This window comes from Micromonospora sp. MA102 (assembly GCF_025460765.1).
Lineage (GTDB): Bacteria > Actinomycetota > Actinomycetes > Mycobacteriales > Micromonosporaceae > Micromonospora > Micromonospora halotolerans.
In genome coordinates this window covers 350,552-365,988 of the sequence record NZ_JAMWEG010000007.1, presented here as the reverse complement: position 1 = coordinate 365,988, position 15,437 = coordinate 350,552, and the positions used below count along the sequence as shown (strand labels likewise).

General features: G+C 76.3%; 9 protein-coding genes and 1 pseudogene. 5 read left to right on the top strand and 5 right to left on the bottom strand.

Annotated features, from left to right (window positions below):
* From NFX44_RS17315 to NFX44_RS17295, 5 genes are all read right to left on the bottom strand, one after another.
* On the bottom strand, positions 1–2,526 hold a 2,526-nt coding region (locus NFX44_RS17315), incomplete at its 3' end, for a multicopper oxidase domain-containing protein (RefSeq protein ID WP_262284575.1).
* Between the two features lie 181 nt (positions 2,527–2,707).
* Positions 2,708–3,592, bottom strand: a complete 885-nt coding sequence (locus NFX44_RS17310; protein ID WP_262284574.1) for a zinc finger domain-containing protein — start codon at positions 3,590–3,592, stop codon at positions 2,708–2,710.
* A 45-nt stretch (positions 3,593–3,637) separates the two neighbouring features.
* Positions 3,638–4,465 (bottom strand): S-adenosyl-l-methionine hydroxide adenosyltransferase family protein, encoded by an 828-nt coding sequence (locus NFX44_RS17305; protein WP_262284573.1) that lies wholly within the window; start codon positions 4,463–4,465, stop codon positions 3,638–3,640.
* Positions 4,462–4,968: a GNAT family N-acetyltransferase gene (locus NFX44_RS17300; protein ID WP_262284572.1), complete on the bottom strand. Its 507-nt coding sequence runs from the start codon at positions 4,966–4,968 to the stop codon at positions 4,462–4,464. Before NFX44_RS17300 ends, NFX44_RS17305 begins: the two co-directional genes overlap by 4 nt.
* 143 nt (positions 4,969–5,111) lie before the next feature.
* Positions 5,112–9,863 (bottom strand): DEAD/DEAH box helicase, encoded by a 4,752-nt coding sequence (locus NFX44_RS17295; RefSeq protein ID WP_262284571.1) that lies wholly within the window; start codon positions 9,861–9,863, stop codon positions 5,112–5,114.
* A 180-nt stretch (positions 9,864–10,043) separates the two neighbouring features.
* Here NFX44_RS17295 and NFX44_RS17290 point away from each other — a divergent pair, with 180 nt between their 5' ends.
* The 5 genes and pseudogenes from NFX44_RS17290 to NFX44_RS17270 all read left to right on the top strand — a co-directional run bounded on the left by NFX44_RS17290 (position 10,044) and on the right by NFX44_RS17270 (position 15,400).
* Positions 10,044–10,412 carry a hypothetical protein gene (locus NFX44_RS17290; RefSeq protein ID WP_262284570.1) on the top strand — a complete coding sequence of 123 codons (369 nt, stop codon included), beginning with the start codon at positions 10,044–10,046 and terminating at the stop codon, positions 10,410–10,412.
* 73 nt (positions 10,413–10,485) lie between these two features.
* Positions 10,486–12,756 (top strand): annotated as a pseudogene (locus tag NFX44_RS17285) (Na+/H+ antiporter subunit A); the annotation flags it as partial.
* A gap of 151 nt (positions 12,757–12,907) precedes the next feature.
* The gene (locus NFX44_RS17280) at positions 12,908–13,372 is read left to right on the top strand and encodes an MnhB domain-containing protein (RefSeq protein ID WP_315974604.1); all 465 of its coding nucleotides are present in this window, start codon (positions 12,908–12,910) and stop codon (positions 13,370–13,372) included.
* Between the two features lie 43 nt (positions 13,373–13,415).
* The gene (locus tag NFX44_RS17275) at positions 13,416–13,898 is read left to right on the top strand and encodes a Na(+)/H(+) antiporter subunit C (protein WP_262284569.1); all 483 of its coding nucleotides are present in this window, start codon (positions 13,416–13,418) and stop codon (positions 13,896–13,898) included.
* A complete protein-coding gene (locus NFX44_RS17270) occupies positions 13,895–15,400 on the top strand; it encodes a Na+/H+ antiporter subunit D (RefSeq protein WP_262284568.1) in 1,506 nt (501 codons plus the stop codon). The genes NFX44_RS17275 and NFX44_RS17270 overlap by 4 nt, the downstream gene beginning before the upstream one ends.
* Positions 15,401–15,437: the final 37 nt, after the last annotated feature.

The window sequence follows — 15,437 nt, the reverse complement described above, 5'->3', positions numbered from 1 at the left end:
CGCCCCCCCCCCCGGGCGCAGGGCCACGATGACGTCCTCGCGCGGGTTGACCCGCACGGTGTCCTTCCAACCCAGCTCGTTGGCGTCCGGCGGGCGGACCGTGCCGTCCCAGCCGACCCGGTTGACCAGCTGCACGTCGCAGCCCTCGACGTGCACCGGGTGGGTGCGGGGCGCGTCGCCGACGATCCGCCACAGCTGGGTGCCGTCGGCCGGCCCGCCCACCGGCACGGTCGGGTCGGTCGCGTACAGCACCTCGGTGGCCGGGTCGGCCGGGCCGAGCGGCAGGGTGGCCGGGGTACGGTGCCCGGCGTTCGGGTGGGCGACCCCGAGCCGCCCCACGGCCCGCCCGTGCCGGGGCTCGAAGACCTGCCCGACCGACTTCACGGCCAGCGGCAGCGTGACCGGGGCGGCCGCGCCGGCCGGGGTGAAGGTCACCGAGGTGGCACGCACGGGCACCAGCGTGGCGCCGGGCGTGCGGGTGCCGAAGGCCGCGTCGTAGGCCGGCTGCGGCACGATCGGCGGTCGCTGGCTCTCCGCGTACGCGCCGGGCAGCCGGGCGGCCAGCCGGTCCCGGTCGTACGGCTCGGCCGGAGTGCCGGTCACCCGGATCTGGAGCAGGGTGCGGGTGTTCGGGCCGTAGCCGGGGCGGGCCGCGGGCAGGCCACCGGCGGCGGTGCGGTCCGGCGCGCCGGCGTGGTGGTCGTAGCGCGGGTCGAACCGGGGCAGCGGCGCCGGGCAGTCGTTGTAGAGGATCAGGGTGGTGCCCGGCGGTACGGTCGCGAAGTCGACCACCACATCGGCCCGCTCGCCGGGGGCGAGCAGCAGGGTGTGCCCGTCCACGTTGAGCGCGGTGGGGTCCTGGCGGTCGTACCGGTAGCCGATCGGGCGGTGGGCCAGCACCACGGGGGCGGGCAGCAGGCCACCCTCGTTGCCGACCTGGATCAGCTCCGGGCCGGCGGCGGCCGGATCGGGCACCCCGCCCTCGCGCCCGTCGAGCGGCCAGTGCGCCGGCCGCCCGGCCGCCCGGACCGCGTCGACCATCGGCACCTCGCCGGCGCGCGGGTCGCCCGGCGCGCCGGCCTCGGTCCACATCGGCTGGTCCGAGCGGGCCCGGTAGAGCTGGAGGTTGAGCGTGCGGTCCGGGCAGGCGTTGAGGATCCGGAACCGGTACGCCCGCGGCGCGACTTCCAGGTACGGGTAGGCGACCCCGTTGACCAGGGGGGTGTCCCCGTACGCCTCGGGCACCGCGGACGGGTGCGGCACGCCCGGCGCGAGGGGCGGCTCGTCCGGCTCGGCGACCGGGTCGTGGTGCGGGTTCGGCACCGGGGCGACCCAGGGGCTGGCCCCGCCGTCCGGGTCGTGCGTCCACGGGCCGTAGTCCCAGCGGCCGGTCGGGTTCCCGCCGCTGCTCCGGTACGGGTTCTGCCGCGGCTGGTAGACGTGCGGGTGCCAGAGGCTGCCCTTCGCGCCCCAGCGGTCCCGGTCCCACGTCGGATCCTGGGCGGCGAGCTGGGCGTCGTCCGGCACGAAGGTCTTGTCCTCGATCACCAGGGGCAGCTGGTCGGCGGGAAGCACCCCGTCGTCGACCAGCCGCTCCTCGGCCGGGTCGGTCAGCAGGTAGAGCGCGAGCTGCCCCGAGTAGACGGTGAGCCGGGACAGGCCGAGGGTGTTGTCGTGCAGCCACATGAGCCGGCCGCTCTGCTCGTTGGGGAAGTAGAGCGTGGTGGCGCCCGCGCCGGGCGGCGGCATGTCCGGCACCGGGGTCACCCCCACCCCGGTCGGGTACGGGGTGATCTCGCCGGCCGGGGTGACCCACTGCCACGGGTTGCCGGCGCTGATCCACGCCGTCTGCGCCCCGGCCAGGTGCGGCACCGCCCGGTTCTGCGGGTACGGCGCGGGGCCGTCCAGCGGGCCGGTCCCGGCCCCGTCGACCGTCTCGTCGACCGGCAGGAACAGTTCGCCGGCCCGGCCGGTGGGCAGCTGGTTGATGAACTTGATCCGCACCGGCCGGCCACGCCGGGCGACGATCATCGGGCCGAGGTGCCACGGCCGGTCGGGCGGGACCACCGTGTTGTGGCCGGCCGCGTCGGTACCCAGGTTGAGCTGGCGGTAGCCGCGCAGCCGGGTGGCCGGCAGGTCACGGTGCAGGCGCTGCGCGTACTCCTGGAGGCCGATCTCGTAGTAGTCGCAGCCCGGCCACGTGATCGTGTCGGGGACCGCGACGGGCAGGCGGGCGCCGAGCCCGGCGGTGGCCAGCGGGCCGGGCACCGGCAGCGGGTCGACGAACTTGCGGATGCCGGTGCCGGGCAGCGGCCGGCCGTCCCGGTCGAGCACGGGCAGCGGGCTGGCGGCGAAGTTCGGCACCGGGCCGAACAGGCGCGGCACGGCGGCCGGATCGAGGCTGGCCGGCGTGGGGCCGGTCTCCTCCTCGGCGGCGCGGGCGGCGGGCACCGTCGGCGCGTGGTCCTCGGCGGTCCGGGCGAAGCGGTCCGTCCATCCCGGCCGGAGTCTGCGGAACAGCACCATGGCTCTCCCCGGGGTCGGGGCGCGCCTGCCGTCACCCCGACGTGGCGGGCGTACGCGCTGCTGACGATCGGTGAGCACTCCACCGCAGCATGCGACGCCGAAGGTGCGGCGGGGAACTACCCAATCGTCCCTATCTCGGGCGATCTTGGGTGGTTCGTGGAAGTTCCACGCGCCGTCCCGCTCATCGGTCCGGTTGGCAGGCCGGGCACCAGTACGTGACCCGCTCGCCCAACTCCTCCTTGCGGATGGCGGTGCCGCAGCGCCGGCACGGCTGGGCCCGCCGGCCGTAGACGTAGCTGGTCTGGCCGCGGTGCAGCGACCCGGTGGTGCTCTGCGCCCAGCGGCCCCGGTTGGCGGCGAGCAGCCGCTGCGCGAGCGTGACCGTGCCCGGCAGGTCGGGCACCGCGCGGACCGGCGTCCACGGGTTGACCCCGCGCAGGAACAGCACCTCGCACTTGTAGAGGTTGCCCACCCCGGCCAGGTTGCGCTGGTCCAGCAGCGCCTCGCCGATCGTCTCGTCCGGGTGGGCGGACAGCCGGCGCACCGCCTCCTCCGGATCCCAGTCGGGGCCGAGCAGGTCCGGGCCGAGGTGGCCGACCAGCGTCTCCTCCTCGGCGGTCGGGATCAGGGCCAGCTCGTGCAGGTGGTAGCCGACCGCGACCGCGCCGGGGGAGCGGAGCACCACCCGGATCAGGTGCGCCGGGCGGGCCGCCCACCGCTCGCCCGGCGCGTACGCCCGCCAGGCGCCGTCCATCCGCAGGTGCGAGTGCAGGGTCCAGTCCCGCCCGCCCCCGTCGCCGGCGCCGCTGGTCGGCGCGGGGGTGCCGGCGTCGGTCGGGGTGCCGGCGTCGGACGGGGTGGCGGTGGCCCGCGCGGCGGCGGCGGGCGGTGCGGTGAGGCGGAGCAGCAGGTGCTTGCCCCGGCTGGCCGACTCGCGCACGGTCCAGCCGGTCAGGTCGGTCGCGGCGAGCTGCGGCACGCGGAAGTCCGAGCCGGTGAGCCGGGCGCCGGCCAGGGCGCGCTGGAGGACGCGGGCGGTGTTCCAGACGGTGTCGCCTTCGGGCACCCCTCCATCCTCCCTCGCCCGGCCGGATCCGCAGGGTGGGCCGGGTCAGTCGCCGGTGACCGGCACCACGTCGCCGGTGACCGTCACCACCTCGCCGGGGCGCACGCCGAGCAGGTCGACCGCGCGGCCGGTGTTGACCGCCAGCGCCACCAGCCCGGCCGAGTCCACGTACGCGACCAGCCCGCCGGCCGGGGCGTCGCCGAAGGTGCGCCCGCGCACCGCCACCCGCCCGGCCACCCGCACCCGCTCCGGCAGCCCGGCCAGCAGCGCGCCGGGGGCGGCGAGCTGGACGTTGCCGAAGTGGTCGACGGTCAGCACCTCGGCGGTGAAGCCCGCGTCGTCGGCGCGGACCAGCGGCGCCGGCAGCCGGACCAGTGTCGCCGGGTCCACGGCCGGGCCCGCCTCCGCCAGCGGGGCGCCGAGCGCCAGCCGCGCGGCGACCGGCGCGAACACGTCCCGCCCGTGGAAGGTGCGGGAGACCGTCGGGGCGAGCCAGGCCGGACTGGTCAGCTCGACCGCACCGGTGATCCCGCCGAGGGCCTCGGCGGCATCCAGCAGCAGCCCGTTGTCCGGACCGACCAGCAGCCCGCCCGGAGTGGCCAGGGCGACACCGCGCCGTGCCGTGCCCACGCCCGGGTCGACCACCGCCACGTGCACCCCCACCGGCAGGTACGGCACGGCCTGGGCGAGCACGGCCGCGCCCCGGCGTACGTCGGCCGGCGGCACCAGGTGGGTCACGTCGATCACCCGGGCGGCCGGGGCGAGCCGGGCGAGCACCCCGTGGCAGGCCGCCACGAAGCCGTCGGCCAGCCCGTAGTCGGTGGTCAGCGAGATCCAGGGGCCGCCGGCGGGCCCTCCGTCGCGGCCCGTCACGACCCGGCCGCCGGCGCCGGGAGCCGCCGTTCCAGCCGCAGCTCGTCGTGGAGCGGGATGTCGTCCTCGCCCAGGTACGGGATCGTCGGCTTGACGGCCCGGGCCCGGTCCACCGCGCCCGCGTCCACCGCCACGATCCGCAGCCCCCGGCGCTGGTAGAAGCGCAGCGCCCGGAGGTTGTCGTTGGTGGTGACCAGCCAGAGCCGGTCCGCACCGGCGGCCGTGGCGACCGCCTCGGCGGCGGCCAGGAGGGCGCTGCCGGCGCCGTTGCCGAGGGTCGTCGCGGCGAGGCTGACCACCTCCAGCCCGCCGCCGGCGAGCCGGTGCACCAGCGCCCCGGCGAACCCGCCCGCGCCGTCCACGGCCACCAGGGCGGGTAGTTCCCGCAGGTCGTAGCGGGTGTCGTGGACCACCACGTGCGGGCCGCCCCACTCCCGCTCGTGCAGGGCCGCGAGGTCGGCGTGGTCGCCCGGCCCGGCGGGTCGTACCTGGATCGAGGTCATGTCGTCCCCCTCGGCGTGTGCGGAGCACACCCTAGCGAGCGAGCCGCCGGAGCGCCGACAAGATCTTGGTACCAGACGGCCCTCATGGCGGCCGTTTCCGTCCAAGATCTCTGACCCGTTTCGGCGTTCGCCCAGGGGAGCGGTCAGCCGCGGAGGCGGAGGCCGCGGGGGGTGGCGCGGAAGCCGGCCGCGGTGAGCGCGTCGCGCAGCGGCGAGGAGTGCACGGCCTCGCCGTCGGCGCGTTCCACCGAGATGGCGCCGAGCGCCCCGGAGTGCACCGCGTCGGCGAGGGCCTTGCCGGCCGCGGCCAGCGCGTCGGTGTCGTCGGTGAAGGAGAGGATGGTGCGCCCGCCCCGCTCGACGTAGAGCACCAGGTCGCCGCCGACCAGCACGACCAGCGCGCCGGCCTTCCGCCCGGCCCGGTGCCCGGTGGCCGGGGTCGCGCCGTCGCCGGAGTCGACCACCCGGTCGGGCCAGGGCAGGGCCGCGCCGTAGGGGTTGGCCGGGTCGGTGGCGGCGAGCACCACGGTGGGGCCGCCCCGGCCCCGGCGGTCGTCGGCCGGGTCGGCGAGGGCGCGGATCCGGTCGACCGCACCGGGCACGGCGAACTGGGCCGCGCCCAGCCCCTCGACGAAGTAGCCGCGCCGGGCCGCCCCGCGTTCCTCCAGCGCGGAGAGCACCGGGTAGACCGCCGCGAACCCGCCGGTCACCTGCTCGGCCATGACCGCGCCCCGGGTGACCACGCCGTGCCGTTCGAGCAGCAGGTCGGCGAGGGCCGCGGCCCGCCGGGTGGGGTCGAGGTCGCGCTCGGGCAGCCGGGACCAGCGGCCGGCCACGGTGGGCGGGCCGCCACGGCTGGGCAGCGCCACCCGGCCGGGGCGGCGGTAGCGGGTGCGCGGGGCGGCCGGCCGGCTGCGGTGCGCCCCGCCGCCGCCGAGCGCCGCCCGGAGCGGGGCCAGGGTGTCGTTGGTGAGGTGACCGGCCCAGACCAGGTCCCACACCGCGGCCGCCAGGGCGGTGTCGTCGGTGGCGCCGATCCGGTCGGACAGGGAGCGGAAGAACAGCGCCTGCCCGTCGGCGAGCGCGTCGAGCACGGCCTCGTGCAGCGGGGTGACGGCCAGCGCCTCGTCCGGCGGGGGCAGCAGCAGCGGCGCGACGTCCGCGTACGCGAGGGTGACCCAGCCGTCGCCGCCGGAGATCGCCCCGGACCCGGCCCAGACCACCTCCCCGCTGGCGCAGAGCTCGTCGAGCTGGGCGGGGGAGTAGTCGGCGATGCGGGCGGGCAGCACGAGACGTTCCAGCGCGGACGCCGGCACGGCCGCGCCCTGCAACTGCTCGACGGTGGCGGCGACCGCCTCGACGCCCCGGGCCGAGGAGCCGACCTGCTGCCAGCGGGGCAGGAACGCGGCGAGCGCCCGGGGCGGCACCGGCTCGATCTCCCGGCGCAGCGCGGCGAGCGACCGGCGGCGCAGCAGCCGCAGCACCTCGGCGTCGCACCACTGGGTGCCGACGCTGTCCGGGGCGAACTCGCCGGAGACCACCCGCCCGGTGGCGGCGAGCCGGCGCAGCGCCTGCTCGACGACGAACACCCCGAGCCCGAAGCGGGCGGCACAGGTGGCCGCCGCGAACGGGCCGTGGGTGCGGGCGTAGCGGGCGACCAGGTCACCGAGCGGGTCGGCCACCGGCTCCAGGTACGCCTCGGCCACCCCGACGGGCAGCGCCACGCCGAGAGCGTCCCGCAGGCGGGCGGCGTCCTCGACGACCACCCAGCGGTCCTCGCCCGCGATCCGGACGCGCAGCACCCGGCGGGCCGCCTCCAGCTCGCCCAGCCACCCCGCCGGTACGCCCCGCTCGGCCAGCTCGGCCTCGCTCAGGTCGCCGACCACCCGGAGCAGCTCGACCACGTCCTCGGCGTCGCGGGCGCGGCGCTGCTCGGTGCGCCAGCGCAGTTGCCGCTCGGTCTCGGCCAGCACCGCCGGGTCGAGCAGCTCCCGCAGGTCGACCCGGCCGAGCAGCTCGCCGAGGAGCCCGGAGTCGAGGGCCAGGGCGGCGGCCCGCCGCTCGGCCAGCGGCGCGTCGCCCTCGTAGAGGAACGCGCCCACGTAGCCGAAGAGCAGGGAGCGGGCGAACGGCGACGGGCGCTCGGACTCCACCTCGACGAGCCGGACCTTGCGGGCGCCCAGGTCGCGCATCAGCTGGGCCAGCGCCGGCTGGTCGAAGACGTCCTGGAGGCACTCCCGGGCGGCCTCGAGGGTGACCGGGAAGTCGGCGTACTCGCGCGCCACGTCGAGCAGCTGGGCGGCGCGCTGGCGCTGCTGCCAGAGCGGCTGCCGGCGGCGCGGGTCGCGGCGGGGCAGCAGCAGGGCCCGGGCCGCGCACTCGCGGAACCGGGAGGCGAACAGCGCCGACGTGCCGACGGACTCCTCGACCAGCTGGGCGATCTCCTCGGGGTCGAACACCACCACGTCGGCGCCGGGCGGCTCCTCGGCCGTGTCCGGCAGGCGGACCACGATCCCGTCGTCGGAGGGCATCACCTGGGCGTCCACCCCGTAGCGCTCGGCCAGCCGGCGGCCGATGGCCAGCGCCCACGGGCCGTTGACCCGGGCGCCGAGCACCGAGTGCACGGCGAGCCGCCAGTCGCCCAGCTCGTCGCGGAACCGCTCGACCACGACCGTGCGGTCGTCCGGCAACGACCGGGTGGCCTCCTTCTGCTCGCGCAGGTAGGCCAGCAGGTTGCCGGCGGCCCAGTCGTCCAGCCCGCCGGCACGCAGCGCGGCCACCGCGTCGGTGTCGGACTGCCGCAGCAGCGCCCGGACCCGCGCGCCGATGGCCCGGCCCAGCTCGACCGGGCGGCCGAGCTGGTCGCCCTTCCAGAACGGCATCCGGGCGGCCTGCCCGGGCGCGGGTGAGACCAGCACCCGGTCGGGGGTGATGTCCTCGATCCGCCAGGACGACGAGCCGAGCAGGAACACGTCGCCGACCCGGGACTCGTAGACCATCTCCTCGTCCAGCTCGCCCACGCGGGCGGCCCGCTCGGCGCCGGCCAGGAAGACCCCGAACAGCCCCCGGTCGGGGATGGTGCCGCCGCTGGTGACGGCGAGCCGCTGAGCGCCGGGCCGGCCGGTGAGCACGTCGGCGGCCCGGTCCCAGACCAGTCGGGGGCGCAACTCGGCGAAGGCCGTCGACGGGTAGCGCCCGGACAGCATGTCGAGCACCGCGTGCAGCGCCGAGTCGGGCAGCTCGGCGAAGGGCGCGGCCCGGCGGACCAGCACGGCCAGGTCGCCCAGGCGCCACGGCTCCAGGGCCACCATCGCCACGATCTGCTGGGCCAGCACGTCGAGCGGGTTGCGCGGGTAGTGCAGCTCCTCGATCGCGCCCGCGCCCATCCGCTCGGCGACCACCGTGCAGGAGAGCAGGTCGCCGCGGTGCTTCGGGAAGACCACGCCCCGGGAGACCGCGCCGACCTGGTGCCCGGCCCGGCCGACGCGCTGCAGGCCGGCCGCGACGCTCGGCGGGGCCTCGATCTGCACGACCAGGTCGACCGCGCCCATGTCGATGCCCAGCTCCAGGCTGGAGGTGGCGACCACGGCCGGGAGCTGCCCGGACTTGAGCGCCTCCTCGATGTGCTTGCGCTCCTCCCGGGAGACGCTGCCGTGGTGGGCGCGGGCGATCACCGGTGGCGCCCCGGCCGCCGCCCCGGACTGCGCCATCACCTCGGCCGGTTGCCGGGGCGCGCGCAGCGGCCCGACCGGCCCGCCGAACGCCTCGGCGCCGCGCCGCCGCGCCGGGCCGACGCCACCCTCCGGACCGACAGCGCCGGCCGCCGGGCCGGGACCGTCCCCAGGACCGTCGTCCGCCCGGCCGCCGCCCCCGGGCAGCAGCTCGGATACGCGCACCGGCTCCCCGCCCCGGGCCACGGGACCGCCGTCCGGGGCGGTCGCCGCCTCCAGCTCCTCGGCGGCCAGCTCGTTGAGCCGGGCGCAGAGCCGCTCGGCGCTGCGCCTCGAGTTGGTGAACACGATGGTCGACCGGTGCGACCGGATCAACGCGAAGACCCGCTCCTCGACGGCGGGCCAGATCGATGCCCGCCGCGGCCCGACTCCGCCCAGCGCGTCCTCCGGCGGCTCCTGCTCGTCGAGGCGGGTCATGTCCTCGACCGGGACCTGGACGCTGACCTCGATGGTCTTGCTGGTGGGCGGCTGCACCACGTCGACCGGGCGGGCGCCGCCGAGGAACCGGGCGCAGACGTCGATCGGCCGGACGGTGGCGGAGAGCCCGATCCGCTGCGCCGGGGTCTCCAGCAGCGCGTCGAGGCGTTCCAGGGAGAGCGCCAGGTGGGCGCCGCGCTTCGTGCCGGCGACCGCGTGCACCTCGTCGACGATCACCGTGCGGACCCCGCGCAGCGAGTCGCGGGCGGCGGAGGTGAGCAGCAGGAACAGCGACTCGGGCGTGGTGATGAGGATGTCCGGCGGGGTCCGGGCGAAGGCCCGCCGCTCGTCGGCGGGGGTGTCGCCGGTGCGCATGCCCACGGTGATGTCGGGCGGGGTGAGGCCGAGCCGGGTGGCGGCCTGCCGGATGCCGGTGAGCGGGGCGCGCAGATTCCGCTCGACGTCGACGGCGAGCGCCTTGAGCGGGCTGACGTAGAGGACCCGGCAGCGCTGCCGCGCCTCGGCGGGCGGTGGCTCCTTGGCCAGCCGGTCGAGCGACCAGAGGAACGCCGCGAGGGTCTTGCCGGAGCCGGTCGGGGCGACGACCAGCGCGTTGCGGCCGGCGGCGACCGACCGCCAGGCGCCTTCCTGGGCGGCGGTGGGCGCCGCGAAGGCCGCGGTGAACCACTCCCGGGTCGCCGCGCCGAACCCCGCCAGGGCCGCGCCCCGGGTCACCTCGTCCGCCACGCCCTCCATCCTGCCTCGCCCGTGTGACAACCAGTCCTCGCGCGACGCTGATCTGTCCGGGACGGTGCTTTAAGCGACGGATGCGGCCTTGTATGCGTTAAGTCTTACTTAACTGCTTGCTTGCACCGCGCAACATAAAGTAACTTCACTCGCAACGCAGCGTGGGGTGGAGGGGCTTGGATGACCGTGCAGGGGCGAGGGTCCGGGTCCGGCACCGACGTGCTCATCCGCAAGGTCGACAGTCACCTCGCCACACTGCGCACCGGCCTGCACGGCCCCGAGCTGGAGCTGGCCGAGGAACTGGCCCGCTGCCTGCGCGAGCTGGTCGTCGCCACCGCCCACTCCAGCGCCGCCGACCGGGGCCTCGTCCGCGCCGCCGTGCACTACTTCGTGCTGCGCCGGGAGAGCCGCGGCAAGCTGCTGCCGGTGCGCTCCCTGGCCGCAGCCCAGCGGGTCGTCAACAAGGCGGTCCGCCAGCTCGGCCGCACCGACCTGCTCGTCGAGGTGCCCCGCCGGGACCGCTCCGCCCCCGACCCCGCCCTGCGCTGACCGGGGGCGCCGGGCGCCGGGCCGGTTTCCCGAAAACCGCCCGGTCGGGCGGGAATGTGGCGTCTGATCGGTCGTGGCCGCAGCGTGCCTCGGTGCGCTGTCACCTCGACCGGGAGTGCGCGTGCTCGTCCTGCTGATCCTGCACCTGGTGGCGGCCCTGTCCGCCCCGCTGCTGGTCCGCCGGTGGGGCCCCCGCGCCTGCCTGCTGCTCGCGCTCGCCCCGGCCGCCACCTTCGCGTGGGCGGTGGCGCACACCGGGGCGGTCCGCGCGGGCGAGGCGGTGGTCGAGACGTACCCCTGGGTCGCGGAGCTCCAGCTCGACGTGGCCCTGCGGGTCACCACCCTGTCCTGGCTGATGCTGCTGCTGGTCGGTGGTGTCGGCGCGCTGGTGCTGGTCTACTCCGCCCGCTACTTCCACGCCGGCTCCGCGGGCCTGGCCCGGTTCGCGGCCGTCATGGTCGCCTTCGCGGGGGCGATGCTCGGCCTGGTCGTCTCCGACGACCTGCTGCTCCTCTACGTCTTCTGGGAGCTGACCACGGTCTTCTCCTACCTGCTCATCGGGCACAGCACCGAGCGGCGGTCCAGCCGCTGGGCCGCGGCCCAGGCCCTGACCGTCACCACCCTGGGCGGCCTGGCCATGCTGGTCGGCTTCCTGCTGCTCGGCCACCACGTCGGCAGCTACCGCTGGTCCGTCGTCACGGCCGCGCCCCTGCCCGGCGGCGGTTACCTGGTGGTCGCCGTGCTGCTCGTCCTCGCCGGCGCGCTCGCGAAGTCCGCGGTGTTCCCGTTCACCTCGTGGCTGCCGGTGGCGATGGCGGCGCCCACCCCGGTCAGCGCCTACCTGCACGCGGCGGCCATGGTGAAGGCCGGGGTGTTCCTCATCGGGCTGCTCGGCCCGGCGCTCGCGCCGGCCGGGCCGTGGCGTCCGGTCACCGTGGTCGCCGGGCTGGTCACCCTGGTCGCCGGGGGCTGGGCGGCGCTGCGGCAGACCGACCTCAAGCTGCTGCTGGCGTACGGGACGGTCAGCCAGCTCGGCCTGCTCACCGTGGTGCTCGGCGCGGGCACCCCGAAGGCGGCCCTCGCCGGCGTCGCCATGCTGCTGGCGCACGCGCTGTTCAAGGCGGCGCTCTTCCTCGTCGTCGGCATCCTCGACCACAGCGCCGGCAGCCGGGACCTGCGCGACCTGTCCGGCGTGGGACGGAGCGCCCCGGTGCTCGCCACGGTCGCCACGCTGGCCGCCGCCTCGATGGCCGGCGTCCCGCCGCTGCTCGGGTTCGTGGCGAAGGAGGCGGTGCTCGGGGCGTTCACCGAACGACCCGTGGTGCTCGCCGGGCTGGTGGCCGGAAGCGCGCTGACCGTCGCGTACAGCATCCGGTTCCTCTGGGGCGCGTTCGCGTCGCGGCCGGGCGTGCCGGTCACCGATGTGGGGCGGCCGCCCGCCGCGATGCTCGTCCCTCCGGCCCTGCTCGCCGTCGCCGGCTTCGCCGCCGGCCCGGCCGCCGGCTGGTTGGGCGGCCTGCTCCGCCCGTACGCGGAGCTGTTCGGCCCGGTCGAGGAGAAACTGGCGCTCTGGCACGGACCGACCGCGGCGCTCGGCCTCTCCGCCGTCGTGCTGGCCGGCGGATACACGCTGCACCTGGTCCGCGGCCCGCTCACCCCGGTGCTGACCCGGCTGCGGGCGCCGGTCGGCGGCAACCAGGGGTACGAGTGGATCACCCACCGGTTCGACCGGTTCGCCATCGAGGTCACCGGCGCGACCCAGCGCGGCGCCCTGCCGCAGTACCTGGGCACCGTGCTCGTCTGCCTGGTGCTGGTGCCGGGCGGCGCCATGCTGGCCACCCGGCCCTGGCGCACGGAGCTCGCGGTCTGGGACAACCCGACCCAGCTCGTGGTCTGCGTGGTGATCGCGGTGGCCGCGCTGCTCGCGGTGGGCGCCCGGCGCCGGCTCACCGCCATGCTGCTGGTGGGCGTCACCGGCTACGGCACCGCCATGATGTTCGTCCTCTACGGCGCGCCCGACGTGGCGCTCACCCAGTTCCTCGTGGAGACCGCCACCATCGCCGTCTTCGTGCTGGTGCTGCGCCGGCTCCCGGACCGCTTCTCGGCCCGCCCGCTGCGCCGCAGCCGCTGGGTCCGGCGGGGCATCGGGGTGGCCGCCGGCCTGGTCATGGCCGGCCTGGCGCTGGCCGCGGCCGGTGCGCGGCGGGCCCCCTCGATCTCGGCGGCGTTCCCCGACCTGGCCGTGGCGCAGGGGTACGGCCGCAACGTGGTCAACGTGACCCTGGTCGACATCCGGGCCTGGGACACCATGGGCGAGATGGCCGTGCTGGTGGTGACCGCGACCGGGGTGGCCAGCCTGATCTTCGAGCGGTCCCGCACCGGGCCCCGGCCGCGGGTCCCGGCCCGCACCGGTCCGGTCCGGCCGGGACCGGCGGACGGTCTGGCTGCGCGGCGGGGCGACCCTGCACGCGCGCCGCCGCTCGATCGTCTTCGAGGTGGTCACCCGGCTGATCTTCCACACGGTGCTGCTCTTCTCGCTGTTCCTGCTCTTCTCCGGGCACAACTCCCCGGGCGGCGGCTTCTCCGGCGGCCTGGTCGCCGGCCTCGCGCTGACCGTCCGCTACCTGGCCGGCGGCCGGTACGAGCTGGCCGAGGCGGCGCCGGTCGGCGCAGGCACCGTGCTCGGCGCGGGCCTGGCCGTCTCGGTCGGGAGCGGCGTGCTCGGGCTGCTCCTCAGCGGCCGGGTGCTGGAAAGCGTGAAGGTCAACCTCTGGCTGCCGCTGATCGGCGACTTCTACCTGGTCACGTCGCTCTTCTTCGACATCGGCGTCTACCTGGTCGTGGTCGGGCTCGTGCTGGACATCCTGCGCAGCCTCGGCGCGGAGGTGGACCGGCACGTCGAGGCGGCCGGCGAGCCGGCCCGCGGGCTCGCCGTGCAGCGCGAGGGGGAGGCGTCGTGAGCGCGCCGCCGCGAGCGCCGCGGTCCCGGCCTGGGGCGCCGCTTTGACCCGGGGCGCGGCCGGGCCGACCCTGGTGCTGGTGATCGCCGTCGGCGTGCTCGTGGCCACCGGGGTCACGCTGCTGCTGGAGCGGAGCCTGACCCGGATCCTGCTCGGCGTCATCCTGCTCGGCAACGGGGTGAACCTGCTGATCCTGCTCGGCGGCCGGTCCGGGGCCTCGCCGCTGGTGGGCACGGCGCCGGCGCCGGCCATGAGCGACGCGCTGCCGCAGGCCATGGTGCTCACCGCCGTGGTGATCACCTTCGGGCTGACCGCGTTCCTGCTCGCCGTCGCCTACCGGAGCTGGTACCTGTCCGGCGACGACGAGGTGCAGGACGACCTGGAGGACCGGCAGATCGTCCGGCTCGCCCGGCGCAACGAGGTGCCCACCGCGGACCTCGGCGGCGAGGGGCCGGACAACGACCCGGAGCAGGTGGACCCGGAGCCGGCGCTGCGCCGCCTGCGCCAGCGGAGGGAGGAGGGATGACCGCTCTCGTGCCGCTGCCGGTGGTGGTGCCGTTGCTCGGCGCCGCGCTCACCCTGATCCTCACCAACCGGCCGCGGTTGCAGCGGTCGGTCAGCGTGATCGGGCTGACCACGACCCTGGCGGTGGCGGTGGTGCTGCTGGTCGAGGCGTACCGGCACGGTCCGGTGGTGGTCCGGGTGGGCGGCTGGCCGCCTCCGGTCGGCATCGTGCTGGTCGCCGACCAGTTGGCCGCGCTGATGGTGGTGGTCTCCTCGGCGGTCACCCTCTGCGTGCTGCTCTACTCGATCGGCCAGGGGCGGGGGGAGTCCGGCGAGTCCGCGCCGGTGAGCATCTACCACCCCACCTACCTGGTCCTGATCGCCGGCGTGACGAACGCCTTCCTCGCCGGGGACCTGTTCAACCTGTTCGTCGGCTTCGAGATCCTGCTGGCCGCGAGCTTCGTGCTGATCACCCTCGGCGGCACGGAGGTGCGGATCCGCACCGGCTCGACGTACGTGGTGGTCAGCGTCCTGTCGTCGATGATCTTCCTGGCCGCGTTGGGGCTCGTGTACGCGGCCACCGGCACCCTCAACATGGCGCAGCTCGCCGGCCGGTTGGACGCCCTGCCGCCCGGCGTACGCCTGGCGTTGCAGCTCACCCTGCTGCTCGCCTTCGCCATCAAGGCGGCGGTCTTCCCGGTCTCGGCCTGGCTGCCGGACAGCTACCCGACCGCGCCCGCCCCGGTCACCGCGGTCTTCGCCGGCCTGCTCACCAAGGTCGGCGTGTACGCGATCATCCGCACCGAGACCCTGCTCTTCCCCGGCGGCCAGGTCTCCGGCCTGCTCATGGTGGTGGCCGGGCTGACCATGGTGGTCGGCATCCTGGGCGCGGCGGCCCAGTCCGACCTGAAGCGCCTCTTCTCCTTCACGCTGGTCAGCCACATCGGCTACATGATCTTCGGGGTGGCGTTGAGCAGCGTCGCGGGCCTGGCCGGGGCGATCTTCTACGTGGTGCACCACATCACCATCCAGACCACCCTCTTCCTGGTCGCCGGCCTGGTCGAGGAGCGCGCCGGCAGCACCGACCTGCGCCGGCTCGGCGGGCTGGCCCGCCTCGCCCCGCTGCTCGCCGTCCTCTTCTTCGTCCCGGCCATGAACCTGGCCGGCATCCCGCCGTTCTCGGGCTTCCTCGGCAAGCTCGGCCTGCTCCAGGCCGGCGTGGCGGCCGGTGGGACGCTGCCCGCCGTGCTCGTCGGGGCCGGCACCCTGACCAGCCTGCTCACCCTCTACGCCGCCTCCCGGGTGTGGAACATCGCGTTCTGGCGGGCGCCCCGGCTGGCCACCGCCGGCCCGCCCGTCCGGCTGCCCGGGCTGATGGTCGGGGCCACCGCGGCCCTGGTGGTGCTCGGGCTGGTGCTCACCGTGGCCGCCGGGCCGCTGTTCCGGGTCACCTCGGACGCGGCCACCGACCTGCGCCAGCGCACCCCGTACGTCCGGGCCGTCCTGCCGGTGGACGTGCCGTGACCGACAGCCTGCCCCCGGGCCGGCCGACCGACGGCGG